The organism is Streptomyces sp. MST-110588 (assembly GCF_022695595.1).
GTDB lineage: Bacteria > Actinomycetota > Actinomycetes > Streptomycetales > Streptomycetaceae > Streptomyces.
On the sequence record NZ_CP074380.1, the window covers coordinates 4,170,883 to 4,193,856 of the forward strand.

A 22,974-nucleotide genomic window follows, 5' to 3' on the forward strand; every position below is an offset into this window, starting at 1 on the left:
GGAAGCGTCCTGCGGTGACGGCCGAGAAATCGGGGCCGTTCCCGCGGGGACGTGCGGCAAGTGGCTCACCGACATTGCGATGTCAGTGCCCGGTGCCACAGTGGTGGGGGAGCGAGCAACGCCGCCGACGGCCGTCCGCGTCCGCCGGCGTGGTGACCCGCTCTCCCGATTCGTGTTCTCAAGGGCAGCAGGGGGTGTGAAGGCCGGTGGCTGGACCGGAAGCAGGTGCCCTGGCGGCGCGCGCCCGCGCTCTGAAGGTGCTCCGGGTGCGCGGCGCGGCGCTGGCCGTCGCGCTGCTGCCCGCGGCGGTGGCCGTGGTGCTGCACGTCGGCGGCGCCACCGGCCGTCTCGGCGGGCCGGGCGGCGGCTGGGCCGTGGCGCGCTGGGCGGTGAGCGGCGTCGCCGTGATCGTGCTGCTGCTGGCGGCACTCGTGACGGCCGTGGTCGTACGGGCCCGGCCCGCGCTGAGCCCGTCCGTACCGGTCGCCGAGGAGTCCGCGCCCGATCTGTACCGTCTCGTCCGGGATCTCGCCGAGCGTTTGGATGTCCCGGCGCCGTCCGCGATAGCCCTGACCCCGGACTGCGACAGTTGGCTGGAGGACCGTACGCACCGCGCGCACGGGCCGCCGCCCGCCCGCACCGCGCCGTCCGCGGCCGGTAGGCGCAGAGGACGCGGGGCCGACGGGACCGACGGGGACCGCGCGGCCGGTGAAGGGCGCGGAGGCCGCGAGGGCCGTGATGGCTCGGCGGGTGCCGGAGGGGGCGAAGAGGGCCGGGGTTCGCGGGCGCCTGTTCTGGTCATCGGTTCGCCGTTCCTGTGGTGGATGCGCGTCGCCGAACTGCGGGCCCTGCTCGCCCCCGTGGTCGCCGGCACCGGCCCGTCCGCCAACCCCGACATAGCCGCCGCCCGCCGCTTCGTACGCGGCCTGGACGCCGCGGTGGCGGTCACCTCCCGGGCCCGCGGGCCACTGAGCCGCCTGGCACCGGCCTTCGTCGGCGGGACGGCGCGGCTGCTGCTGCGGGCCTGCCGGGACCACGCCATGGAGATGGAGCGCGGCGTCGCGGCAGCCGCCTCCGAGCGGGCCCAGGCCGTCGACTACGGCCTGCGGATCGTGGCCCAGGAACAGGTGGGACTGGCCTACGCCGGCTGGGACCGCCTGCTGACCCGGGTGGCGCTGCCCGCCTGGCGGATGGGGCGCTGGCCCTCCCGGCTGGACGCCGGGGTGGTCTCCGCCCTCACCGAGCTCTCCCGCCGCGACCGGCTCGCCGAGGGCTTCGCCTCCCGCCTGGGCGAGCGGCCCGCCTGCGACCTCCTGGAGGAGCCGGGCGCCATCGACCGTGCCGCGTCCCTCCTGGCCGCCCGTCTCTTCCACGGCGGGCCGGCCGAGCCGGGGCCGGACTGGTCGCCGGTCAACTGGCAGCAGTATCCGGAGGAGGTCGTGGACCGGAAGTGGCGTCTGGAGGCCGCCCGCCTCCACCGGGTGCTGGACGGGCTGCCCCCGGCCGAGGAACCCGCGCACACGACGGCGGCAACGGCGCCCGCCGCCCCGCTCGCGCCCCCGGTCACCACGGCCGAGTCCGCCACCGCTGCCGACGCCACCACGGTGGAGTCCGGGACCACGGCCGAGTCCGCCACCGCCGAGCCCGCCGCCACCGCGGTCGAGGTCGCGTCCGCGCCCGTGGCCCGTACGGAGCCGTCGCGCCCGGCGGACCCCATACCGGCGGGCGGGACAGCGGGTTCCCGTACGCACGGTGTGCCGGGAGCGCATGGCAAGCCCGAGGCGAACAGGATGTCTGAGGTGTCTGGGGCAAGCGGGATGTCTGAGGTATCTGGGGTGTCTGGAGTGAACGGTGCGCTCGGGGTGAACGGGTTGCCCGAGTCGAACGGGCTTCTCGGGGCACCGGCACCGGGGATGGCCGGGGCACCTGAGTCGGCCGGGACACCCGGGATACCCGGAACCTCTGCCTCCGACCCCGGTCCGCAGGACTGCGGGCCGACGCTGGGCCGGGTCATCGAGCGGCTGACCCGGGACGTCCGGGCCGCCGAGCTGGTCGCCGCGCGCCTCGGCGCCGAGCTGGAGCGCGAGGAGCGGGAGGAGGCGGCGCGGCGGGAGGCACGCCGGGCGGCGCGGCAGGAAGCACGCGGCCGGTCCGCGCGCGGTGGTCCCGGGGCCGACTGCGGCGACGGGCTGCCGGACGACGGCGTACCGCTCTTCCCGCTGCAACCGCCACGTACGGGACGGGAGTTGCTCGCTGACCACGTCACGGCCATGGTGTGCTGCGCGGCCATAGACACCGCGGGGGCGGCCCCCGGCCTGGACTGGCTGGACGGCCCCGCCCTGCTCGTCGGCGGCGAGCGCCGGGCGGACCTGGGCCGGCCGGTGCGCAGTCTCGTGGACGACGGCGACGCGGACCCGCTGCGCGGCTGGCTCAGTACGGTCGGGGTGCGCCCCGAAAAGCCGGTCCGGCTTGTCTGAAGGCACCGCGCGCGGCACCGTCCGCGGCGCCGTCGGACGCCGGACCCGGTTACCGCCCGTGTTCGAAGCCGGGGACGCGGCGGGCGGTCCGGGCCCGCCCGAACACCCCATGGGCAACCCGGAGCTGAATGTTTCCCTCCAGTTCGTGGCCTGCGGCAGACCGGTCCGTTAATTCACGACGAAGGGTGACGGAGCGAGTGCGCAATGTGATGTGCTGGGGTAGGTCACCGTTGTTCAACCGAACACAGAGATGAGTGGAGAAGCGGCCCACTCAGTCGTTGGGGACGCGGGAGGGGAGCGTAGATGGGGACGGAACAGATCCGGCGCTGGGAGTCGGGAGCACTGGCCCACGCCGTCTCGGACCCGTTCGGCCAAGGTCCGCTGCCCTGGCTGCGGGGAAGCGAGAACTACTTCGAGTCCGGGCGGGTCGTGCCCTGGTACGTCGATCCGTCGGTCACCCGCGGCGAGGTGCTCGTGCCGCCTCCGCGGTCCGCCGCGGGACCCCGTACAGCCGATGACGTACACCGTCAGGTCAAGGGCTTCGCGTCGACCGGTGCGGTTGCCCCGGGCGAGGCGATCGACTTCCGCGTATCCGTCGACCCGCCGCAGGCGTTCAGCATCGACATCTACCGCATCGGCCATTACGGCGGCACCGGCGCCTGCAAGATCACCACCAGTCCGCGGCTGGCCGGCATCGTCCAGCCGCCGCCGCTCACCGCCGGCCGCACGGTCTCCTGCCACCACTGGTGGCTGTCCTGGCGCCTCCAGGTCCCGGAGTACTGGCGCCTGGGCGCGTACGTCGCCGTGCTGACCACCGCCGACGGCTACCGCAGCCACATCCCCTTCACCGTCCGGGACGACCACCCCGCCGACCTCCTCCTGCTCCTGCCCGACATCACCTGGCAGGCGTACAACCTCTACCCGGAGGACGGGCACACGGGCGCCAGCCTCTACCACGCCTGGGACGACAAAGGCGCGCTGCTCGGCGAGCAGGACGCCGCCACCACCGTCTCCTTCGACCGCCCGTACGCGGGCGCCGGTCTGCCCCTGCACGTCGGCCACGCCTACGACTTCATCCGCTGGGCCGAGCGCTACGGCTACGACCTCGCGTACGCCGACGCCCGCGACCTGCACGCCGGCCGGGTCGACCCGTCCCGCTACCGGGGCCTGGTCTTCCCCGGGCACGACGAGTACTGGTCGGTGCCGATGCGCCGCACGATCGAGGACGCCCGCGACCGCGGTACCTCCCTGGTCTTCCTCTCCGCCAACACCATGTACTGGCAGGTCGAACTGCCCCGGTCGCCCTCGGGAGCCGCGTCCCTGCTGAACTGCCGCAAACGCCAGGGCCCCGGCCGGGCCGCGCTCTGGCGCGAACTGGGCGAGCCCGAGCAGCAGTTGCTCGGCATCCAGTACGCGGGCCGGGTGCCCGAACCGGCACCGCTGATCGTCCGCAACGGCGACCACTGGCTGTGGGACGCAACCGGCGCCCATGAGAACGACGAACTGCCGGGCCTGGTCGCGGGCGAGGCCGACCGGTACTTCCCGCGTACGAACCTGCCCGAGCACACCCACCGCATCCTGCTCGCCCACTCCCCGTACGAGGACAGCGAGGGCGCCCGCCGCCACCAGGAGACCTCGCTGTACCGGGCACCGAGCGGCGCCCTGGTTTTCTCCTCCGGGACCTTCGCCTGGTCACCGGCCCTGGACCGCCCCGGCCACGTCGACGAACGTGTCCAGCGCGCCACCGCCAACCTCCTGGACCGGATCTGCAAACGCGACTGAGGCCCGGCGTACTTGAAGCCGGCGTACTTGAAGTCGGCGTTGCGCAGGCCGGTGAGCAGGGGACCAGCGGTCCGGGCGCCAGTGATTCCGGGGACCCGCGCCGGTCAGCGTGCCACGGCCGGGCCCAACTCCCGGGCCAGCGCCACCGTCAGCGCCCGGAAGATCCGTACCTCCGGGTTGGGGTCCCCGGAGCGGGTGGCCAGCACGCTGTGCGCGTGGGGCGCGTCCAGGACCGGTACGTACACCGTGCCCGGCCAGGGGTAGTAGCGGGCGAAGGACTTCAGCCCCGATCCGGCGCCGCGGCCCGCCGAGACGCTGGTCAGCACGTCGTGCGGGTTCATCGCACAGTCCAGGCCGCGCCGTTCGCCCTCGCCGAAGTACAGGTACTCGCTGAAGGGCCGGGGCGTGTGCCGGGGGAGCCGCAGATAGGGCAGGTCGATGATGTCCGCGACGCGCAGCCCCTCCCGTGCCGCGTCCGCGAGCGGTGAGCGGGCCGAGACGGCCACGATGCGCTGCTCGGTGGTCAGGATGTCCACCTCGATGCCCTCCCGCTGGATCGCCGGCCGTACGAACGCCACGTCCACCCGGTCCTCGCGCAGTGCGCTGCAGTGTTCCGTGAAGTTCAACTCGACCAGGCGCAGCGGGACGTCGGGCCGGGCGCGGCGGAAGGCGTTGACGGCCGCCGGGGTCACCTCGGCCGAGCCGTGGCCCATCACGCCGACCCGCAGCCCGCGTGCCGCCGTGGCCGGTGCCGCCGACGCTTCCAGGGCGGCCTCCGCCACGTCCTGTGCGGCGGCGTTCGCGGCGGCCAGCAGCGTACGGGCGTGGGAGACCAGCCGCCGCCCGGCCGCGGTCGGCCGCACCGGCCCGTGACCACGGTCCAGCAGCCGCGCGCCCAGCTCACGTTCGAGTTGCTGTACGTGCTGGGTGACCGCGGCCGGTGACAGGAAGAGCCGGGTCGCGGCCCTGCCGAAATGTTCCTCCTCGACCACCGCCAGGAAGGAGGACAGCCGTCGCAGATCCATACGGTCCACGATAGGTGCAGGTCACGACGGTTCCGCCGGGTCGTTCACGTTTTGTGAACGGCTGCGGCGCCGGCGCCCGTACGGCTCGTACAACAGCCGTCATGAGTACGACGCCCGCGCCCTGCCCCTCCAGGACACCGAACCCCGCACCGGCCGCCCCGCCGCCGTCCTCGTCCCCGTCCGGAGCCCGGCCCCGTCCCGTAGCGCCGCCGTCCCAGGCCCCGTCCCCGGCGCCGCGTCGTCACTGGCTGCGCGCGGGCTGGCTGATGACGGCCTCCGGCTGGGGCGCCAACCAGTTCTCGGCCCTCCTGGGCGCCTACCGCACCGAACTGGGCCTGACCACCGCCACCACCACCGCCCTGTTCGCGGTCTACGTGCTCGGCCTGATCCCGGGCATCCTCATGGGCGGCCCGCTCGCCGACCGCCGGGGCCGCCGACCGGTCGTCTTCGCCGCCCTGGCCCTCTCCGTCCTGGCCACCTGCCTCCTGATGGCGGGAGCCGCCGCGGCCTGGCTGCTGTGGCCCGGCCGCTTCCTCACCGGCCTGGGCGCGGGCGCCCTGCTGACCGCGGGCAGCGCCTGGATCAAGGAGCTGTCCTGCGAGCCGTACGGTTCGGCGCGCACCCCCGGCGCCGCGGCCCGCCGCTCCGGCCTCTTCCTCTCCGCGGGCTTCGCCACCGGCGGCCTGGCCGCCGCGCTGATCGCCCGGTGGGCGCCGTACCCGATGATCACCGCGTACCTCCCGCACCTGGTCCTGACCGTGACGGCCGCCCTCGGCGCCGCCGGCGCCCCGGACACCTCCCCGAACCGGGACCGGGACCGGGTCCGGGTCCGGGACCGGGTCCGGGTCCGCGCCCGACCCCGGGCTTCCGGCTCCCCGGCCACCCCGGCCCCCTTCCGCCGTCTCGTCGTCCCCGTGGCTCCCTGGGTGTTCGCCGCCCCCACCATCGCCTTCGCCACCCTCCCCGGACTCGTCGGCGCCGGATTCCCCGGCGGGCAGACCGTGTACGCGGGCGTCGCCACCGCCGTCACCCCCGGCGCCGGCATCCTCGTGGCACCGCTCGCCCGCCGGCTCGCCGCCCGGCACCGTACGGCGGGCGCCGCCACCGGCCTGGCCGCCGTCGTCCTCGGACTGCTCCTGGCCGCCCTCGCCGTCGCCCGTGCCCAGCCCGCCGTCGGCCTGGCCGCGGGCGCCGTGCTCGGCGCCGGATACGGCCTGTGCGTCGCCTACGGCCTGACGGAGGTCGCCGCCCTGGCCGCGCCGCACCGCCTGGCCGGACTCACCGCCCGCTTCTGGAGCCTGTGCTACCTCGGCTTCTTCACCCCGTACGTCGTCAACGTGCTCACCACCACCCTGTCCCTCCCGCCGGTCACCGTCCTCCTCGGCGTCGCGGGCCTGGCCGTCCTGACCCTCGCCCTGGTGGTCCACAGGTCCCGCGCCGACCGATGAGGGCACCCGGTGAGGTGCGCCGCCGCGACCCTGCGGCGCCGTTCCCGGGGCAGGTGCGGGAGAATCGGGGCGGAGCCCTGGATCAACCTACGCGGAGGCAGCGTGTCCGGTTTCGTAGAAAAACCCGAACCTGTGGAGGTGCCGGGTCTCACTCACCTTCACACGGGCAAGGTGCGTGATCTCTACCAGAACGCCGACGGCGACCTGGTCATGGTCGCCAGCGACCGCATGTCCGCCTATGACTGGGTGCTGCCCACCGAGATCCCCGACAAGGGCCGGGTGCTGACCCAGCTCTCGCTGTGGTGGTTCGAGCAGCTCGCGGACCTGGTGTCCCACCACGTGCTGTCCACCGAGGTGCCGCCCGGTGCCCCGGCGGACTGGTCGGGGCGGACCACGGTCTGCCGGTCGCTGGCCATGGTCCCGGTGGAGTGTGTGGCCCGCGGGTACCTGACGGGCTCCGGCCTGGCGGAGTACCGGCAGTCCCGTACGGTCTGCGGGCTGGCGCTCCCCGAGGGCTTGGAGGACGGTTCCGAACTGCCCGCGCCGATCTTCACCCCGGCCACCAAGGCAGCGGTCGGCGAGCACGACGAGAACGTCCCCTACGAGGAGGTCGCCCGGAAGGTCGGCGCCGATGTCGCCGCCCAGCTCCGGCAGACCACCCTCGCGGTCTACAGCCGGGCCCGCGACATCGCCCGCGAGCGCGGCATCATCCTGGCGGACACCAAGTTCGAGTTCGGGCTGGCGGACGAGGCACTGGTGCTGGCCGACGAGGTGCTGACCCCGGACTCCTCGCGCTTCTGGCCGGCCGACACCTGGCAGCCGGGCCGGGCCCAGCCGTCGTACGACAAGCAGTACGTCCGCGACTGGCTGACCTCCGCGGAAGCCAACTGGGACCGCCACGGCGAGCAGCCGCCGCCCGCCCTGCCGCAGGAGGTCGTGGACCGGACGCGCGCCAAGTACATCGAGGCGTACGAGCGGCTGACGGGGCTGGCCTGGTCCTAGGGCCGGGCGCCTGTACGCGACAGCGAAGGAACATGAAGAAGGCCCCGGTCGCCAGGACCGGGGCCTTCTTTCACGGAGCGGACGACGAGGCTCGAACTCGCGACCTCAACCTTGGCAAGGTTGCGCTCTACCAACTGAGCTACGTCCGCATGCGCCGCATGTCACCCCCGCCGCTCGGGCTGCGGAGGCGCGGTGCGCAGTCCACTATAGCCAACCGCGAGCGCGTGCGATGCGGGCCGCCGCGTGACGGTTCTCCGCGCCGACCTTCGCGGCGGCCGACGAGAGGTAGTTGCGCACCGTCCCCGGCGACAGCGAGGCCCGCTCCGCGATCTCCGCTATCGGGGCCCCTTCCTCCGCGAGTTCCAGTACCTCCGCCTCCCGGGCGGTCAGCGGGGAGTCGCCGGAGCTGATCGCGTCGGCGGCCAACTCCGGGTCCACATAGCGGTTTCCGGCCCGTACCGTACGGATGATCTCGGCGAGCTGCCGTGCCGAGACCGTCTTGGGCAGGAAGCCGCGCACCCCGGCCTCCAGGGCCCGCTTGAGGTGTCCGGGGCGGGCGTGACTGGTGACGATCATCGTCCGGCACCCCGGCAGTTCGTGGCGCAGCGATGTGGCCACCGCCACACCGTCCGCTCCCGGCATCTGGAAGTCCAGCACCGCCACGTCCGGCTCGTGCGCCCGCGCCATCGCCAGCGCCTCGGGCCCGGACGCGGCCTCGGCGACGACCAGCAGGTCGTCCTCCAGGGACAGCAGCGCGGCCAGGGCGCCCCGGATCAGGTGCTCGTCGTCGGCGAGCAGTACGCGGATCGGTCCGTCAGTCACGCCGCGCCCGCTTCCGTGCCGCCGCTGTCATCACTGCTGCCGAGGCCACTTCTTCCGCCACCGTTCCTGTTTCCGTCGGTGCTCGCGCCACTGATGCTGTTCTTGTTGCTGCTGCTCTTGCTGTCGTGCGTGCTGCTGTTCTCGCTGTCGTACGTGGTGCCGTTCCCGTCACCGTGGACCGGAAGCTCGACGGTCAGGCGGTAGGACCCGCCGGGCCGCGACGACGGCTCCACGGTCCCGCCCAGGGGCAGCAGCCGCTCCCGCAGCCCCTTCAGGCCGCTGCCCGCACCGGCCGTCCGCACCCCACCGTTTCCGGACCGGTTCCCCGGGCCGCCGCTCGCTCCGCCCGCGCCGCCTGCGTCCGTACGCTCCCGTACGCCGTCGTTGTCCATGACCAGCACCACCCGGTCCGCCCCGATCCGGGTCCGTATCGCGCAGTGCCGGGCGTCCGTGGCGTGCCGCAGCACGTTCGTGGTGCCTTCCCGTACGGCCCAGCCCAGTGCCGACCGTACCGCCGCCGGCAGCTCCGTACCGTCGTCACCGGTGATCCGGCAGTCGATGCCCGCGGCCCGCAGTACGGACCGCGCGCCCGCCAGCTCCACCGTCAGGTCGGCCTCCCGGTACCCGCGCACCACGTCCCGCATCTCCCGCTGGGACTCCTGCGCGATCCGCTGGACCTCCACCACCTGCTCGACCGCCTCCGGCCGTCCGCGCCGGGCCAACTGCACCGCCAGCTCGCTCTTGAGAGCGATCACCGCGAGGTTGCGGCCCAGTACGTCGTGCAGGTCCCGCCCAAAACGCAGCCGCTCCTCGGCGACCGCCAGCCGGGCCTGCACCTCGCGGGCGCCGTCCAGCTCCCACATCACGGACAGGCTCCAGGCGGAGGGCCGCATCACGATCAGGTTGAAGCAGCCCGCGGCCACCATCGCCACCAGCACCCCGATCAGCGTGCCGTCGGTGAATCCGGCCACCGCGAACGCCGCGGTCACCGTCACCGTGAGCCCGGCGGAGAAGGCGGCGAAGGACCGCAGGGGCACCAGCAGGCAGTACGGTGCGCCGAACGGCATGCTGATGAACACCAGCGTCAGCGCCACCAGCGAGATCTCCAGGCCGTGCGTTGCCGCCAGGGCCGCGAGGGCGATGAACGAGGCGGCCATCAGTACGGCGGACGGCACGAGCTGCCGCCGCCGCATCCGCTCCTTGCCCAGGTAGTGGCTGATCGACTGCTGGATCGTCCGCATGGACAGCGCGCACTGCGCCACGGACAGCGCGATGACCACCGCGGCCAGGGTCAGCGGCACCGGCTTGTGGACGACGCCCGCCATCGGCATCGCGACCCAGCCCAGCATGAGGAACCAGGGCAGCACGTAGAGCATGCCGCGCGAGTACAGATCGACCTGCGCGATCCTGCTCCGGCCCCGCCACCTGCGTACCCGCCGCTTGATCACGCGCTTGCCCGCCGTCTTCCTTCGTCGTTCTCATCCGCGTCCACGTAAACGGAACCTCGTACGCGGGATCTCGTACGTCGACTGCCGTTCCCGGCCTACCGACGCGACACCTCCGCCGTACGCCCCGCGTGCCTGGCCCCGCGTACTTAGCGCCGCGGCTCCCAGCGGAACCGCCGCCTGACAGCCAACACCGTCAGACCGGTCCACACCAACCCGATGGCCAGTTGCTTCAGGACGTCGCCGGCGCCCGCGCCGCCGGTCCAGCCCTCCCGTACCAGGGCGATCACCGGCGACATCGGCAGCAGCTCCAGGACGCGCGCCACTTGGTCCGGCATGATGTCCAGCGGCACGATCATGCCGGAACCGCCGCAGGAGAGCATCATCAGCGGCATGACCGTGAGCTGTGCCGAGTCGGTGGTCTTGGCGAAGGAGGCGGACGCGGCGGCCAGCCCGACCGCCAGCACCATGCCGATGACCACGCCCGCCAGGAGCAGGTGCGGGGCGTGCGGCGGGTCCGCGTCCAGCAGCAGTCCGCCGCAGGCCGCCAGCAGTACGCACTGCGCCAGCCCGATGGCCACCGTGGGCAGCGCGGTTCCGGCCAGGATCTCCGGGTCGGTCAGTTCGCCGCAGCGCAGCCGCTTCAGTACGAGTTCCTCGCGCCGCGCCACGAACGTGCCGGTCAGGCCCGAGTAGACGCCGAAGATCAGCACGAAGCCGATGGTTGCGGGCAGCAGTACGGTGCCGACCGTCAGCCCGGTGTCCGTCAGGGGCATCTGGCGGACGGCCTGCCGCATCGCGAAGGCCATGCCGATGGGCATCGCCAGCGCCATGAACATCACGGTCTTGTTCCGGGCCAGCAGGGTCAACTCCGCGCGCCCCAGCGCGGCCAGCCGCGCCACCGCTCCGGTACGGGTACGGGTGCCGGCTTTGGCGTCCATCACCTCGGCGCTCATTCGCCGTCCTCCAGTCCCTTCGCGATCTGCAAGAACGCTTCTTCCAGTGACGCCGAGCGCACGTCCAGCCCGCGCAGCTCGATCCCCTTGTCCCGTGCCCACACCAGCAGCCCGGTCGCGGCCCGCTGGAGCTCCTGCGTACGCAGCCGTACGGTCCCCCCGGGGCCGCTCTCGTGGCCGGTGACGCCCAGCTCCGCCAGCGGCGGCAGGTCGCCCACCATGAAGCCCGGCGGCAGCTCGAAGGAGATCTGGGAGGGGTGGGCGGCCACGACGTCCGCGACCCGCCCCGACGTCGCGATCCGTCCCCGGTGCATGATCGCCAGCCGGTCCGCCAGCTCCTCGGCCTCTTCGAGGTAGTGGGTGGTCAGCACCACCGTCGTGCCGCCGTCACGCAGCTCGCGCACCAACTCCCAGGTGTCGCGGCGCGCTTCGGTGTCCAGGCCGGTCGTCGGCTCGTCGAGGAAGAGCACCTCGGGCCGGCCCAGCAGCGCCAGCGCCAGGTCCAGCCGCCGCCGTTCGCCGCCGGAGAGCTGCTTGACCCGTACGTCCCGGCGCCCGGCCAGTTTGACCAGGCCCAGCGCCTCGTCCACGGGGCGCGCTCCGCTCGTACAGCCGGCCCACATCTGTACGGTCTCCGCGACCGTCAGCTCCGAGGGGAAGCCGCCCTCCTGGAGCATCACGCCGATGCGGGAGCGGACCTTGGAGCGCTCGGCGTACGGGTCGTGGCCCAGCACACGGACCTGACCGCCGGTCGGCGCCGCCAGGCCCTCCAGGAGTTCCACGGTGGAGGTCTTGCCCGCACCGTTGGTGCCCAGCAGGGCGAACAACTCGCCGCGGACCACGGAGAAGTCGATGCCGCGTACGGCTTCAAAACCCTGCTTGGCCTGCTTACCCGCCCTGCCGCTCCGTTCGCCGGCCGGAATGCCTGGTTTGCTGGTCCTGCCGGCGGCCGGCCCGTAGCGCCTGCGCAGCCCGGTGACCTGAATCACACTGTCGCTGGAGTCCCCGAAGTTCATGTCTCAAGACTTCCGCCGGTCCGGGCGTGCGGGCAGTGCGCCCTGTCATGACCCCGAATGACAAATGTCAGAAGACCCGGAAGGCGAAGACATGGACCGGGGCCGTCCGCCGCCCGCCCCATTGCGTCGCGGCGACGGGTTCTGGCTGTTGTGGCCGAAAACGCGGAGAACCCCGGCCGAAACGACCGGGGTTCTCCATCCCTGAGCGGACGACGAGGCTCGAACTCGCGACCTCAACCTTGGCAAGGTTGCGCTCTACCAACTGAGCTACGTCCGCATGCATCCACCCGGCTTTCACCGAGCGGCGCGACAGCTACTCTACCTGATCCATTCGGTTCGGTGAGCAGTCAGAGCGGGTGACAGGGATCGCACACTGCGCCTCCCTCTTGGAAAGAGGGCGCTCTACTACTGAGCTACACCCGCGTGACTCCGTGAGGTCCGGCCTTTCGGCCTCGCCCCTCGGCGTGTTCCAGACTCTAGCTGATCAGTGGGGGTGCAGCGCAAGTCGCCGGTGGGCGGCGGCCCGACGGAGGCCGGCGGGGGCGCGAGGGCCCGCCGCCGGGGTCCGCTCCGGTGGTTCCCTCCGGCGATTCACTCCGGCGGTCCGCCGTCGTCCGCTAGTGGTTGGCGGCGTTGAACGCCTCGTAGACCTTCTTCGGGATCCGGCCGCGCGGCGGCACGTCCATCTGGTGGGAACGGGCCCAGGCCCGTACGGCGGCGGGGTCGGGGTTCACGGAGGTGTGGTGGTACGCCTTGCCGGACTTCGACCGCTTGCGGCCCGCCTCCACGAAGGGGGCGAGGACGCCGCGCAGTTTCTTCGCATTGGCGGGATTGAGGTCGATCTCGTACGAGTTCCCGTCCAATCCGAAGGTGACCGTCTCTGCGGCTTCTCCGCCGTCGATGTCGTCGGAGATCGTGACTACTACGCGCTGCGCCACGGATATCGGTCCTTTCATGCAGCAACCCCGTGTTGACGTGGGGAGATGCCGCAGATCCGGCTGATTGGAATCAATGCTTTTTCATTTGTACAGCGACGGGCATTGCATTGTGAAGCCCAGTTAATTTCTTCAGCGTGTCCTGCCGCAATCGGGACCCTAGATCTTTTCGAGGATTTTCCACAGCGCTTAGCGGTGGCCGGTACCGGAACGTGACCGGGCCCCCGGTATATCTACTCGCGTAGATTTTCGAACACGGTACTGTGAGGTCACCGCCTTACGCACCACACCACCGGGAGTGCCAGTGGCACGCGTCGTAGTCGACGTCATGCTCAAGCCGGAGATCCTCGACCCGCAGGGGCAGGCGGTGCAGCGCGCACTGCCACGCCTGGGATTCGAGGGGATCGCCGACGTCCGTCAGGGCAAGCGCTTCGAACTGGAAGTGGAGGGGCCGGTCGACGACGCCGCCCTCGCCCGCATCCGTGAGATGGCCCAGACGTTCCTCGCCAACACCGTCATCGAAGACTTCACCGTGCGGGTCGACTCATGACTGCCCACCCGTCACCCACCACCACCCGTCACGGAGGCCCTTTGGGCCGCAGCAATATCCGGATCGGGGTCATCACCTTCCCCGGCACCTTGGACGACCGTGACAGCCTGCGGGCCGTCCGGCTGGCCGGGGCCGAGGCGGTGCCGCTGTGGCACCGCGACAAGGACCTCAAGCAGGTCGACGCCGTGGTCCTGCCCGGCGGCTTCTCCTACGGCGACTACCTGCGGGCCGGTGCCATCTCCCGCTTCTCGCCGGTGATGGAGACCGTTATCGAGCAGGCCAGGGCCGGAATGCCGGTCCTGGGCATCTGCAACGGCTTCCAGGTGCTCACCGAGACCCACCTGCTGCCCGGCGCCATGCTGCGCAACAACCACCTCCACTTCGTCTGCCGCGACCAGAAGCTGCGGGTGGAGAACGCGGACACCGCCTGGACCAGCGACTACACGGCCGGCCAGGAGATCAGCGTCCCGCTGAAGAACATCGACGGCCGGTACGTCGCCGACGAGCGCACCCTGGACGAACTGGAGGCCGAGGGCCGCGTCGCCTTCCGCTACCTGGACGTCAACCCCAACGGGTCGCTGCGCGACATCGCCGGCATCACCAACGCGGCCGGCAACGTCGTCGGCCTGATGCCGCACCCCGAGCACGCCGTCGAGCCGCTGGTCGGCACGGGCCGCACCGACGGCCTGGGATTCTTCACCTCGATCCTGAAGAAGTTGGTCAACGCATGACGCTGGACACCGTCAAGCACGCCGCCGGGACCCCGGACACCGATCAGCCGTGGGCCGAACTGGGCCTCAAGGCGGACGAGTACGCCCGCATCCGGGAGATCCTGGGCCGCCGTCCCACCGGCGCCGAGCTGGCCATGTATTCGGTCATGTGGTCCGAGCACTGCTCGTACAAGAGCAGCAAGGTCCACCTGCGGCAGTTCGGCGAGAAGGCCCCGGCGAGCGACGCGCTGCTGGTGGGCATCGGCGAGAACGCCGGTGTGGTCGACGTCGGCCAGGGCTACGCGGTCACCTTCAAGGTCGAGTCGCACAACCACCCGTCCTACATCGAGCCCTATCAGGGCGCGGCCACCGGCGTGGGCGGCATCGTCCGCGACATCCTCGCCATGGGCGCCCGCCCCGTCGCCGTCATGGACCCGCTGCGCTTCGGCGCCGCCGATCACCCCGACACCAAGCGGGTGCTGCCCGGTGTCGTCGCGGGCATCGGCGGCTACGGCAACTGCCTGGGCCTGGCCAACATCGGCGGCGAGGTCGTCTTCGACCCCTGCTACCAGGGCAACCCGCTGGTCAACGCGCTGTGCGTGGGGGTGATGAAGCACCAGGACATCCACCTGGCCAAGGCGTCCGGCGCCGGCAACAAGGTCATCCTCTACGGCGCCCGCACCGGCGGCGACGGCATCGGCGGCGTGTCGGTGCTGGCCTCGGAGACCTTCGACGCCACCGGCCCCACCAAGCGCCCCGCCGTCCAGGTCGGCGACCCCTTCCAGGAGAAGCTGCTCATCGAGTGCACCCTGGAGATCTTCCGCGAGGACCTGGTCACGGGCATCCAGGACCTGGGCGGTGCCGGACTGTCCTGCGCCACCAGCGAACTGGCCTCGGCCGGCTCCGGCGGCATGCGGGTGGAGCTGGACACCGTGCCGCTGCGCGACTCCTCGCTCTCGCCGGAGGAGATCCTCATGAGCGAGTCGCAGGAGCGGATGTGCGCGATCGTCGAGCCGGGCAAGGTCGACCGGTTCCTGGAGATCTGCGAGAAGTGGGACGTGATCGCCACCGTCATCGGTGAGGTCACCGACGGCGAGCGGCTGGAGATCTTCTGGCACGGCGAGCAGATCGTGGACGTACCGCCGCGCACCGTCGCCCACGAAGGCCCGGTCTACGAGCGCCCTTACGCCCGCCCCGAGTGGCAGGACGCACTCCAGGCCGACGACGCGAACGCGCTGCCCCGGCCCGCCTCGGCCGACGAGCTGCGCGCGCAGGTCCTGAAGCTGGTCGCCTCGCCCAACCAGGCGTCCAAGTCCTGGATCACCGACCAGTACGACCGGTTCGTCCAGGGCAACACCGTCCTGGCGCAGCCGGAGGACTCCGGCATGGTCCGTATCGACGAGGAGACCGGCCTGGGGGTCGCGCTCGCCACGGACGGCAACGGCCGCTACGCCAAGCTGGACCCGTACGCCGGCGCGCAGCTCGCGCTCGCCGAGTCCTACCGCAACGTCGCCGCGACCGGCGCCACGCCGCTGGCCATCTCCAACTGCCTCAACTTCGGCTCCCCCGAGGACCCGGCGGTCATGTGGCAGTTCGCCGAGGCCACCCGTGGCCTGGCCGACGCCTGCCAGGAGCTGGGCACCCCGGTCACCGGCGGCAACGTCTCGCTCTACAACCAGACCGGCGAGGCCGCCATCCACCCCACTCCGGTGGTCGCGGTCCTCGGTGTCATCGACGACGTCAGCCGCCGTACGCCCCTGGCCTTCACGCAGGAAGGCCAGCTCCTCTACCTCCTGGGCGAGACCAAGGAGGAGCTGGGCGGCTCCGCCTGGTCCCAGGTGATCCACGACCACCTGGGCGGCCTGCCGCCGAAGGTGGACCTGGCCCGCGAGAGGCTGCTGGCCGAGATCCTGATCTCGGCCTCCCGCGACGGCATGGCCGACGCGGCGCACGACCTGTCCGACGGCGGTCTGATCCAGGCGCTGACCGAGTCCTGCCTGCGCGGTGGCAAGGGTGCCCGCATCGTGCTGCCCGACGGCGCGGACCCGTTCGTGTTCCTCTTCTCGGAGTCGGCCGGCCGCGCGGTCGTCGCCGTCCCCCGCAGCGAGGAACTGCGCTTCACCGACATGTGCGGCGCCCGTGGTCTCCCGGCCACCCGCATCGGCGTCATCGACGGCGATTCCCTGGAGGTCCAGGGCCAGTTCGCCATCCCGCTGGACGAACTGCGTACGGCGCACGAGGCCACGCTGCCGGACCTGTTCGCCTGACGCCGGACGCCGCCCGGCCCGGCCTGCGCGCCACCACACGGCGGCCCGTTCCCTCCCGGGGAGCGGGCCGCCGTCTTTTGCGCCGCCGCTCGATTCCCGCTCCGCTCTTGCCAGGAATTACGTAATTACGTAACTTCATATCGTGGATCTCGAAGAGCGGGTGGCCGAGCTGGAACGACGACTCGCGGCCCTGGAGGAACGGCGCGCGGACGGAGCGGGGGACAAGAGCCCCGCCCCGGGCCAGGAGGGCGACGAGCTATGGGCGCTTACCGGCCTGAAGGCCCAGTTCGCCCAGGCCGGCACCGCGGACGGCGGCGTTCTGTTCACCGGCTCCGTCCGCCTCCCGCAGGGGCAGCACTACGAATGGCAGTACGGCCTGACCACGCAGACGCTGCTCGGGCAGGACTGGACCCCGGCCGCCGACGCGTTCGCCGCCCTCGGCCAGCCCGTACGGCTCCGTCTGCTGCACGAGATCCTCGGCGGACGTGCCACGGCCGCCGAACTGTCCACGCTGGAAGAGGTCGGCACCACCGGCCAGATCTACCACCACCTGCGGCAACTGACCGCCGCCGGCTGGCTGCACACCGTTTCGAGGGGCCACTACGAGGTCCCGGCGAGCCGCGTGGTCCCACTGCTGGTGATGCTGACCGCCACCCGGCACTGACCACGCCGATACCTGGGGGAACGATGTCCTTGCGCGCCGTCTGCAGGCTCTCCGGCCGGTTACTCCTGGCCGTCTACCTGGCCATGGTCGTCTCATGGCACTTCCTCGACTTCCCCTTGTCGTGGTCATGGATCCCCCTCGCGCTCGCCCTCCTCCTGATGTACATGCCAGGCGCCTCCCGCGACACCGCCCCGCCCGCCGCAGCCGCGCCCACAGCCGCTACCGGCGCCGGCCCGTCCGCAGGCGGTGAACCGCCGGCCGCTCCCGCGTCCGCCGCCCCACGCCCGTACTTCCCGGGCGCCATCGAGGTCGGCCCGCCCGTCACCGGACGGTGGTCCGCCGCCAACAGCCCTGCCGACAAGGTCCCCAGCCACGGCACCCGCGCCTACGGCCAGACCTTCGCCATCGACATCGTGGCCGAACCCGACCACCCGTCCCCGGACCGTCCGGGCGCCGACGACCGTGCCCGTCAGCAGTCCGAGGACGGTGCGGGCCCCGCCACCCGGCCCGGCTTCGGGTGGTGGCCGGTGATGCGCCGCAACGAGGACTTCCCCGCCTTCGGCGCGCCGGTCCTGGCGGTCGCCGACGCCACGGTCGTACGCGCCCGGGACCGTCAGCGCGACCACCTCAGCCGCAACTCCTACCCAGCGCTCCTGTACATCCTCTTCGAGTCGATGCTCCGGGAGATCGGCGGACCGGGCCGGATCGTCGGCAACCACCTCGTCCTCGACCTCGGCGGCGGCACCTACGCCCTGTACGCCCATCTCCGCCGCGGCTCCCTGCTCGTCCGTGAGGGCGACCGGGTACGGGCGGGCCAACCGCTGGCCCGCTGCGGGAACTCCGGCAACTCCACCGAGCCCCACGTCCACTTCCAACTGATGGACTCCCCGGACCTGAACACCGCCCGCGGCCTCCCCTTCCTCTGGCGTGGCATCGGCGTCCCGCGCACCGGCGAGACCTTCACCGCCGACCCCATAGACCCCATCGACCCGATTGACTCCGCCGAGCCCGCCGCCGAGCCCGCCGTCGTGGCCCCCCCCGCGGTCCGGGCGGCCATGCGGCCCGGCCCGCGCAGTAACCTTCTTTCCATGCCTCCTGCCAGCCGGAAGCCGCGGGCCCGCAGCTACGACCCCGCCAGGACCCGCGCCGCCGTCACGGCGCAGCTCGCGCACGTACTGGACGCCGTACACGCCCTGGACCCCGGCCAGTTGAAGCTGCCCACCAGGCTGGGGGACTGGACGGTCGGCGACCTCGTCGCGCACTTCTCGATGGCCGTCGCGCATGTGAGCCGCACCCTTGAGCAGCCCGCGGCGCCCGCCCAGGACCTGACGCTCGTTCAGTGGCCGTTCGCCGCTGCGCCGCTGGCCGAGCAGGTCGACCAGACCGTACGGAGCATGGCTGCCGCCGCCGACCCCGTCGACCTCCTGGACCGTGCCGCCGCTCAGTACGCCGAAGTCGTCCCCGCGGCCCCCGACGACCGGATCGTGGCGACCCGTGTCGGCGCGATGCGGCTGGATGACCTTCTGGTCACCCGCTGCCTGGAACTGGTGGTCCACAGTGACGATCTGGCCGCCGCCACCGGCCAGGAGATCCCGTACGACCGGCAGGCGCTGGCCGCCACGGTCCGGCTCCTGGCCGACGCGCTCGCCGTCAAGGCCCCCGGCGGCTCGGTCGAGGTCCGCATCCCGCCCTTCGCGGTCGTCCAGTGCGTCGCCGGACCCAAGCACACCCGTGGCACCCCGCCCAACGTGGTCGAGACCGACCCGCTGACCTGGATCCGCCTGGCCACGGGCCGTACGACCTGGGCGGAGGCGCGGGAATCCGCGGCGGTCGGCGCCAGTGGCGAGCGCGCGGACCTCGGCCCGTACCTGCCGGTCCTGAGCTGACCTCACCCGGACCCGTCCCGCGACCACGACCGCCGGAACAAACGACCGACCGTGCAAGGTGGTGCATCTCACCCGGCGTACGCCGAGCGGCTCGCCGACCCGCCGCGGAAGGGTGCCCGGCACCCCGGGCCGGATCGCGCGGTATGCACGGAATTGACGGGAGTGCGCGGCCGGATTGACGGTGCCCGCGACGGCACACGCGCGGCGGCTCGCGCCATGGAAAGCGCGGCGGGGAGCGCGCGCCGGACGTGCCCCGCCCAGCGGCGTTCGGCATGGGCGCCCCCACTCCGGCCGACCTGGCGCCATCCCGCTGCAAGCCATCTGACCTGCGAAAACCGCGAGAAGTACGGGGTTTGGCACCGTCGGACCACGGACCCGGCCCCGTACGGTGCACCACCGGACACCCGCGCCGCACCCGCCCTCACGGGGCCGCGCGGCCCCCACTTCACCCCGGCGACACCCCGCCGACACCCCGGCCCCACCCCGGTCCGCGCCCCGGACCCGTTCCCGTACGCCAAGTGGATCAACTCCGGCCGGGCTTCCGGCCGTCGCGACACCCCCTGGGTTCGATCCCCGGTTCGGATGAATCCGCGACCTGCCCTAGACTCACTGATGTGCCTCGTGGTGACGGACGACTCAACCACGACCTGCTCCCCGGCGAGAAGGGCCCCCAGGACGCGTGCGGCGTCTTCGGTGTCTGGGCTCCGGGCGAAGAGGTCGCCAAACTCACCTATTTCGGGCTGTATGCGCTGCAGCACCGTGGACAGGAGTCCGCGGGCATCGCGGTGAGCAACGGCTCCCAGATACTCGTGTTCAAGGACATGGGACTGGTCTCCCAGGTCTTCGACGAAACCTCCCTCGGCTCCCTTCAGGGACACATCGCCGTGGGCCATGCCCGTTACTCCACCACCGGCGCGTCCGTGTGGGAGAACGCCCAGCCGACCTTCCGGGCCACCGCGAGCGGCTCGATAGCGCTGGGCCACAACGGCAACCTGGTCAACACCGCCGAGCTGGCCGAGCTGGTCGCGGCCCTGCCCCGCCAGAACGGCCGGGCCACCCAGGTCGCGGCCACCAACGACACCGACCTGGTCACGGCGCTGCTCGCCGGCCAGGTCGACGAGGACGGCGAGCCGCTGACCGTCGAAGAGGCCGCCTCGCGCGTCCTGCCGAAGGTCCGGGGCGCCTTCTCCCTGGTCTTCATGGACGAGCACACCCTGTATGCCGCCCGTGACCCCCAGGGCATCCGCCCGCTGGTCCTGGGCCGCCTGGAGCGCGGCTGGGTGGTGGCCTCCGAGACCGCCGCCCTGGACATTTGCGGTGCGAGCTTCATCCGGGAGATAGAGCCCGGTGAGCTGGTCGCCATAGACGAGAACGGGCTGCGCAGCTCGCGCTTCGCCGAGTCCAGGCCCAAGGGCTGCGTCTTCGAGTACGTCTACCTCGCCCGCCCCGACACCGACATCGCCGGCCGCAACGTGTACCTCTCCCGCGTGGAGATGGGCCGCAAGCTGGCCGCCGAGGCGCCCGCCGACGCGGACCTGGTCATACCGACCCCCGAGTCGGGCACCCCGGCCGCGGTCGGCTACGCCGAGGCGAGCGGCATCCCCTACGGCTCCGGCCTGGTCAAGAACTCCTACGTGGGCCGGACCTTCATCCAGCCCTCGCAGACCATCCGCCAGCTCGGCATCCGCCTCAAGCTCAACCCGCTCAAGGAAGTCATCCGCGGCAAGCGCCTGGTCGTCGTGGACGACTCGATAGTGCGCGGCAACACCCAGCGCGCCCTGGTGCGGATGCTGCGCGAGGCCGGCGCCGCCGAGGTGCACGTACGGATCTCCTCGCCGCCGATCAAGTGGCCGTGCTTCTTCGGCATCGACTTCGCCACCCGCGCCGAGCTGATCGCCAACGGTCTGAGCGTGGAGGAGATCGGCAAGTCGCTGGGCGCGGACTCGCTGGCGTACATCTCCATCGACGGCATGATCGAGGCGACCACCATCGCCAAGCCGAACCTGTGCCGCGCCTGTTTCGACGGCGAGTACCCGATGGAGCTGCCCGAGCCGGAGCTGCTGGGCAAGCACCTCCTGGAGGCGGAGGCCGCCGGTGAGACCAAGCCGGACCTGGACGGCGTGCAGACGCTGACGGCCGGGGTCGGCGGCGCCGACGCGCTGCGTCGCCCGTAGATCCCGTATTCACCCGAACGAAAGATCTCCACGCATGTCTGCTGAGTCCTCCGCGCGTGCCGCGCACGCGGCCACCGGCGCCGACCACGTGACCACCGGTGCCAGCTACGCGGCTGCGGGCGTCGACATCGAGGCCGGAGACCGCGCCGTCGAACTGATGAAGGAGTGGGTGAAGAAGGCCACCCGCCCCGAGGTCGTCGGCGGTCTCGGCGGCTTCGCCGGTCTCTTCGACGCCTCCGCCCTCAAGCGGTACGAGCGCCCGCTACTGGCCTCGGCCACCGACGGCGTCGGCACGAAGGTCGACATCGCGCGCCGTATGGGTGTGTACGACACCATCGGCCACGACCTCGTCGGCATGGTCGTGGACGACCTGGTCGTCTGCGGCGCCGAGCCGCTGTTCATGACCGACTACATCTGTGTCGGCAAGGTCGTCCCGGACCGGGTCGCCGCGATCGTCAAGGGCATCGCCGAGGGCTGTGTCCTGGCGGGCTGTGCGCTGGTCGGCGGGGAGACCGCCGAGCACCCCGGCCTGCTGGGGCCCGACGAGTTCGACGTGGCGGGCGCCGGCACCGGTGTCGTCGAGGCCGACCGGGTGCTGGGCGCCGATCGCATCCGTACGGGTGACGTGGTGATCGCCATGGCGTCGTCCGGACTTCACTCGAACGGGTACTCGCTGGTCCGTCATGTTCTGTTCGACCGGGCGGGGATGGCGCTGGACCGGGACGTGGCGGAGTTCGGCCGCACCCTCGGCGAGGAACTGCTGGAGCCGACCAGGATCTACTCGCTGGACTGCCTGGCCCTGACCCGGACGACCGAGGTGCACGCCTTCTCGCACATCACCGGCGGTGGGCTGGCCAACAACCTGGCCCGGGTCATCCCCGACGGGCTGCACGCCACCGTCGACCGCTCGACCTGGACCCCGGACCCGGTCTTCGAGCTGGTCGGCAAGACCGGCGCGGTGGAGCGGCCGGAGCTGGAGAAGACGCTGAACATGGGCGTCGGCATGATCGCCGTCGTTCCGCAGGAGTCGGTGGACGTGGCGCTGACCACGCTCGCGGACCGGGGCGTGGAGTCCTGGGTCGCCGGCGGGATCGTCGAGCGCGGCGACCACAGGGAAGCGGTGACGCTGACCGGTGACTACGGCGTCTGAGCCGGCCGCCGCCAGGGCAGCAGCCGTGAGGGCAGCAGCCGTCAAGGCAGCACAGAACCCGGTCCGAGGTCAGGGCCCCGGACCGGGTCGGTGGTCGTGCTGTGCACGCCGTGAACGCGTTGGAACTTTCCGGTTCGCGTGGGCGCCGCGGGTGGAGTCCGCGGAAGCGAAAGCGGTGCGTCAGGCGCGGCGACGGTGCTGGGACGAGTTGCCCTCGTCCTCGTCATCGTCGTCGTTGTTGTACAGGTCGGCGTACCGCGCGTACGGGTCGTCGTCCTCGTCCTCGAACGGCTCACCGTTCGGCGGCTGCTGCTGTGCCGGCTGTTGCGGCGTTGCACCCAGCTCTTCGGCCAGGCGTGAGAGATCAGTCCCACCGCTGTTGTACTTCAGCTGGCGGGCGACCTTCGTCTGCTTGGCCTTGGCCCGGCCGCGCCCCATGGCTCGACCCCCTCAACGACGGGGCTCGACGGCCCCAGAGTCTTGACACGCGTTCATGGTTCAGAGCGGACTCTCGATGGAGAGACCGGCCCGTAGGGCTTTAACGGTACCTGCTTCTGCGGCCATACGGTACGTCGCCCGCATCACCGACCGCTCGGCGCGACCCTCGGGACGCCCCGTCCCCGCTGGTCAGACTGCGATTTTAGCTTGTCCCGCACGGCGACCCG

Annotated in this window: 18 protein-coding genes, 3 tRNA genes and 1 pseudogene; 12 read left to right on the forward strand and 10 right to left on the reverse strand. The window is 72.0% G+C overall.

The window, feature by feature from the left end:
* The first annotated feature begins 206 nt into the window (after positions 1-206).
* The gene (locus KGS77_RS18340; RefSeq protein ID WP_242583219.1) at positions 207-2,477 is read left to right on the forward strand and encodes a hypothetical protein; all 2,271 of its coding nucleotides are present in this window, start codon (positions 207-209) and stop codon (positions 2,475-2,477) included.
* 303 nt (positions 2,478-2,780) lie between these two features.
* Positions 2,781-4,259, forward strand: coding sequence for a N,N-dimethylformamidase beta subunit family domain-containing protein (locus tag KGS77_RS18345; RefSeq protein WP_242583222.1), 1,479 nt, complete (start codon positions 2,781-2,783; stop codon positions 4,257-4,259).
* Positions 4,260-4,363: 104 nt separating this feature from the next.
* Here KGS77_RS18345 and KGS77_RS18350 read toward each other — a convergent pair whose 3' ends face one another.
* Entirely contained in the window at positions 4,364-5,284 is a 921-nt protein-coding gene (locus tag KGS77_RS18350) for a LysR family transcriptional regulator (RefSeq protein WP_242583225.1), read from the reverse strand.
* A 101-nt stretch (positions 5,285-5,385) separates the two neighbouring features.
* Between KGS77_RS18350 and KGS77_RS18355 the strand changes: the two genes are divergently transcribed.
* Both KGS77_RS18355 and KGS77_RS18360 read left to right on the forward strand, forming a co-directional pair.
* The gene (locus KGS77_RS18355) at positions 5,386-6,732 is read left to right on the forward strand and encodes an MFS transporter (protein WP_242583229.1); all 1,347 of its coding nucleotides are present in this window, start codon (positions 5,386-5,388) and stop codon (positions 6,730-6,732) included.
* 102 nt (positions 6,733-6,834) lie between these two features.
* Positions 6,835-7,734: a phosphoribosylaminoimidazolesuccinocarboxamide synthase gene (locus KGS77_RS18360; protein WP_242583232.1), complete on the forward strand. Its 900-nt coding sequence runs from the start codon at positions 6,835-6,837 to the stop codon at positions 7,732-7,734.
* A 76-nt stretch (positions 7,735-7,810) separates the two neighbouring features.
* Here the strand turns inward: KGS77_RS18360 and KGS77_RS18365 are convergent.
* The 8 genes from KGS77_RS18365 to KGS77_RS18405 all read right to left on the reverse strand — a co-directional run bounded on the left by KGS77_RS18365 (position 7,811) and on the right by KGS77_RS18405 (position 12,911).
* Positions 7,811-7,883 (reverse strand) — tRNA-Gly (locus tag KGS77_RS18365).
* Positions 7,884-7,938: 55 nt separating this feature from the next.
* Positions 7,939-8,556, reverse strand: coding sequence for a response regulator transcription factor (locus KGS77_RS18370; RefSeq protein WP_242583235.1), 618 nt, complete (start codon positions 8,554-8,556; stop codon positions 7,939-7,941).
* Positions 8,553-10,004 carry a histidine kinase gene (locus tag KGS77_RS34655; protein WP_277994238.1) on the reverse strand — a complete coding sequence of 484 codons (1,452 nt, stop codon included), beginning with the start codon at positions 10,002-10,004 and terminating at the stop codon, positions 8,553-8,555. The genes KGS77_RS18370 and KGS77_RS34655 overlap by 4 nt, the downstream gene beginning before the upstream one ends.
* A gap of 146 nt (positions 10,005-10,150) precedes the next feature.
* Entirely contained in the window at positions 10,151-10,957 is an 807-nt protein-coding gene (locus KGS77_RS18385) for an ABC transporter permease (protein ID WP_242583238.1), read from the reverse strand.
* Positions 10,954-11,973, reverse strand: a complete 1,020-nt coding sequence (locus tag KGS77_RS18390; protein WP_242583240.1) for an ABC transporter ATP-binding protein — start codon at positions 11,971-11,973, stop codon at positions 10,954-10,956. Before KGS77_RS18390 ends, KGS77_RS18385 begins: the two co-directional genes overlap by 4 nt.
* A gap of 204 nt (positions 11,974-12,177) precedes the next feature.
* Positions 12,178-12,250, reverse strand: a tRNA-Gly gene (locus KGS77_RS18395).
* A gap of 74 nt (positions 12,251-12,324) precedes the next feature.
* Positions 12,325-12,396: transfer RNA gene (locus KGS77_RS18400), tRNA-Gly, on the reverse strand.
* A gap of 194 nt (positions 12,397-12,590) precedes the next feature.
* Positions 12,591-12,911 (reverse strand): Lsr2 family protein, encoded by a 321-nt coding sequence (locus KGS77_RS18405; protein ID WP_242587542.1) that lies wholly within the window; start codon positions 12,909-12,911, stop codon positions 12,591-12,593.
* Between the two features lie 301 nt (positions 12,912-13,212).
* On the opposite strand from KGS77_RS18405, the gene purS reads away from it, so the two are divergent.
* The 8 genes and pseudogenes from purS to purM all read left to right on the forward strand — a co-directional run bounded on the left by purS (position 13,213) and on the right by purM (position 22,309).
* Complete coding sequence (gene purS, locus KGS77_RS18410) at positions 13,213-13,458, forward strand: phosphoribosylformylglycinamidine synthase subunit PurS (protein WP_242583243.1); 246 nt, start codon at positions 13,213-13,215, stop codon at positions 13,456-13,458.
* A complete protein-coding gene (gene purQ, locus KGS77_RS18415; RefSeq protein WP_242583247.1) occupies positions 13,455-14,189 on the forward strand; it encodes a phosphoribosylformylglycinamidine synthase subunit PurQ in 735 nt (244 codons plus the stop codon). The genes purS and purQ overlap by 4 nt, the downstream gene beginning before the upstream one ends.
* Positions 14,186-16,435, forward strand: a complete 2,250-nt coding sequence (gene purL, locus KGS77_RS18420; protein ID WP_242583250.1) for a phosphoribosylformylglycinamidine synthase subunit PurL — start codon at positions 14,186-14,188, stop codon at positions 16,433-16,435. Before purQ ends, purL begins: the two co-directional genes overlap by 4 nt.
* 142 nt (positions 16,436-16,577) lie before the next feature.
* Positions 16,578-17,099, forward strand: coding sequence for a winged helix-turn-helix domain-containing protein (locus KGS77_RS18425; protein ID WP_242583253.1), 522 nt, complete (start codon positions 16,578-16,580; stop codon positions 17,097-17,099).
* 23 nt (positions 17,100-17,122) lie between these two features.
* Positions 17,123-18,061 (forward strand): annotated as a pseudogene (locus KGS77_RS18430) (M23 family metallopeptidase); the annotation flags it as partial.
* 126 nt (positions 18,062-18,187) lie between these two features.
* Positions 18,188-18,985 (forward strand): maleylpyruvate isomerase family mycothiol-dependent enzyme, encoded by a 798-nt coding sequence (locus tag KGS77_RS18435; RefSeq protein WP_242587543.1) that lies wholly within the window; start codon positions 18,188-18,190, stop codon positions 18,983-18,985.
* Between the two features lie 614 nt (positions 18,986-19,599).
* Positions 19,600-21,159, forward strand: a complete 1,560-nt coding sequence (purF, locus tag KGS77_RS18440) for an amidophosphoribosyltransferase (RefSeq protein WP_242583255.1) — start codon at positions 19,600-19,602, stop codon at positions 21,157-21,159.
* A 34-nt stretch (positions 21,160-21,193) separates the two neighbouring features.
* Positions 21,194-22,309, forward strand: a complete 1,116-nt coding sequence (purM, locus tag KGS77_RS18445) for a phosphoribosylformylglycinamidine cyclo-ligase (RefSeq protein WP_242583257.1) — start codon at positions 21,194-21,196, stop codon at positions 22,307-22,309.
* A gap of 180 nt (positions 22,310-22,489) precedes the next feature.
* On the opposite strand, the gene KGS77_RS18450 is transcribed toward purM, so the two are convergent.
* A complete protein-coding gene (locus KGS77_RS18450; RefSeq protein ID WP_242583260.1) occupies positions 22,490-22,747 on the reverse strand; it encodes a DUF3073 domain-containing protein in 258 nt (85 codons plus the stop codon).
* Positions 22,748-22,974: the final 227 nt, after the last annotated feature.

Bases quoted from the DNA above. Each gene is read 5' to 3' on its own strand.
- purM (WP_242583257.1), top strand. From the start codon at position 21,194: ATGTCTGCTGAGTCCTCCGCGCGTGCCGCGCACGCGGCCACCGGCGCC.
- purL (WP_242583250.1), top strand. From the start codon at position 14,186: ATGACGCTGGACACCGTCAAGCACGCCGCCGGGACCCCGGACACCGAT.
- purQ (WP_242583247.1), top strand. From the start codon at position 13,455: ATGACTGCCCACCCGTCACCCACCACCACCCGTCACGGAGGCCCTTTG.
- KGS77_RS18355 (WP_242583229.1), top strand. From the start codon at position 5,386: ATGAGTACGACGCCCGCGCCCTGCCCCTCCAGGACACCGAACCCCGCA.
- KGS77_RS18435 (WP_242587543.1), top strand. From the start codon at position 18,188: ATGCCTCCTGCCAGCCGGAAGCCGCGGGCCCGCAGCTACGACCCCGCC.
- KGS77_RS18345 (WP_242583222.1), top strand. From the start codon at position 2,781: ATGGGGACGGAACAGATCCGGCGCTGGGAGTCGGGAGCACTGGCCCAC.
- KGS77_RS18390 (WP_242583240.1), bottom strand. From the start codon at position 11,973: ATGAACTTCGGGGACTCCAGCGACAGTGTGATTCAGGTCACCGGGCTG.
- KGS77_RS18350 (WP_242583225.1), bottom strand. From the start codon at position 5,284: ATGGATCTGCGACGGCTGTCCTCCTTCCTGGCGGTGGTCGAGGAGGAA.
- KGS77_RS18385 (WP_242583238.1), bottom strand. From the start codon at position 10,957: ATGAGCGCCGAGGTGATGGACGCCAAAGCCGGCACCCGTACCCGTACC.
- KGS77_RS18450 (WP_242583260.1), bottom strand. From the start codon at position 22,747: ATGGGGCGCGGCCGGGCCAAGGCCAAGCAGACGAAGGTCGCCCGCCAG.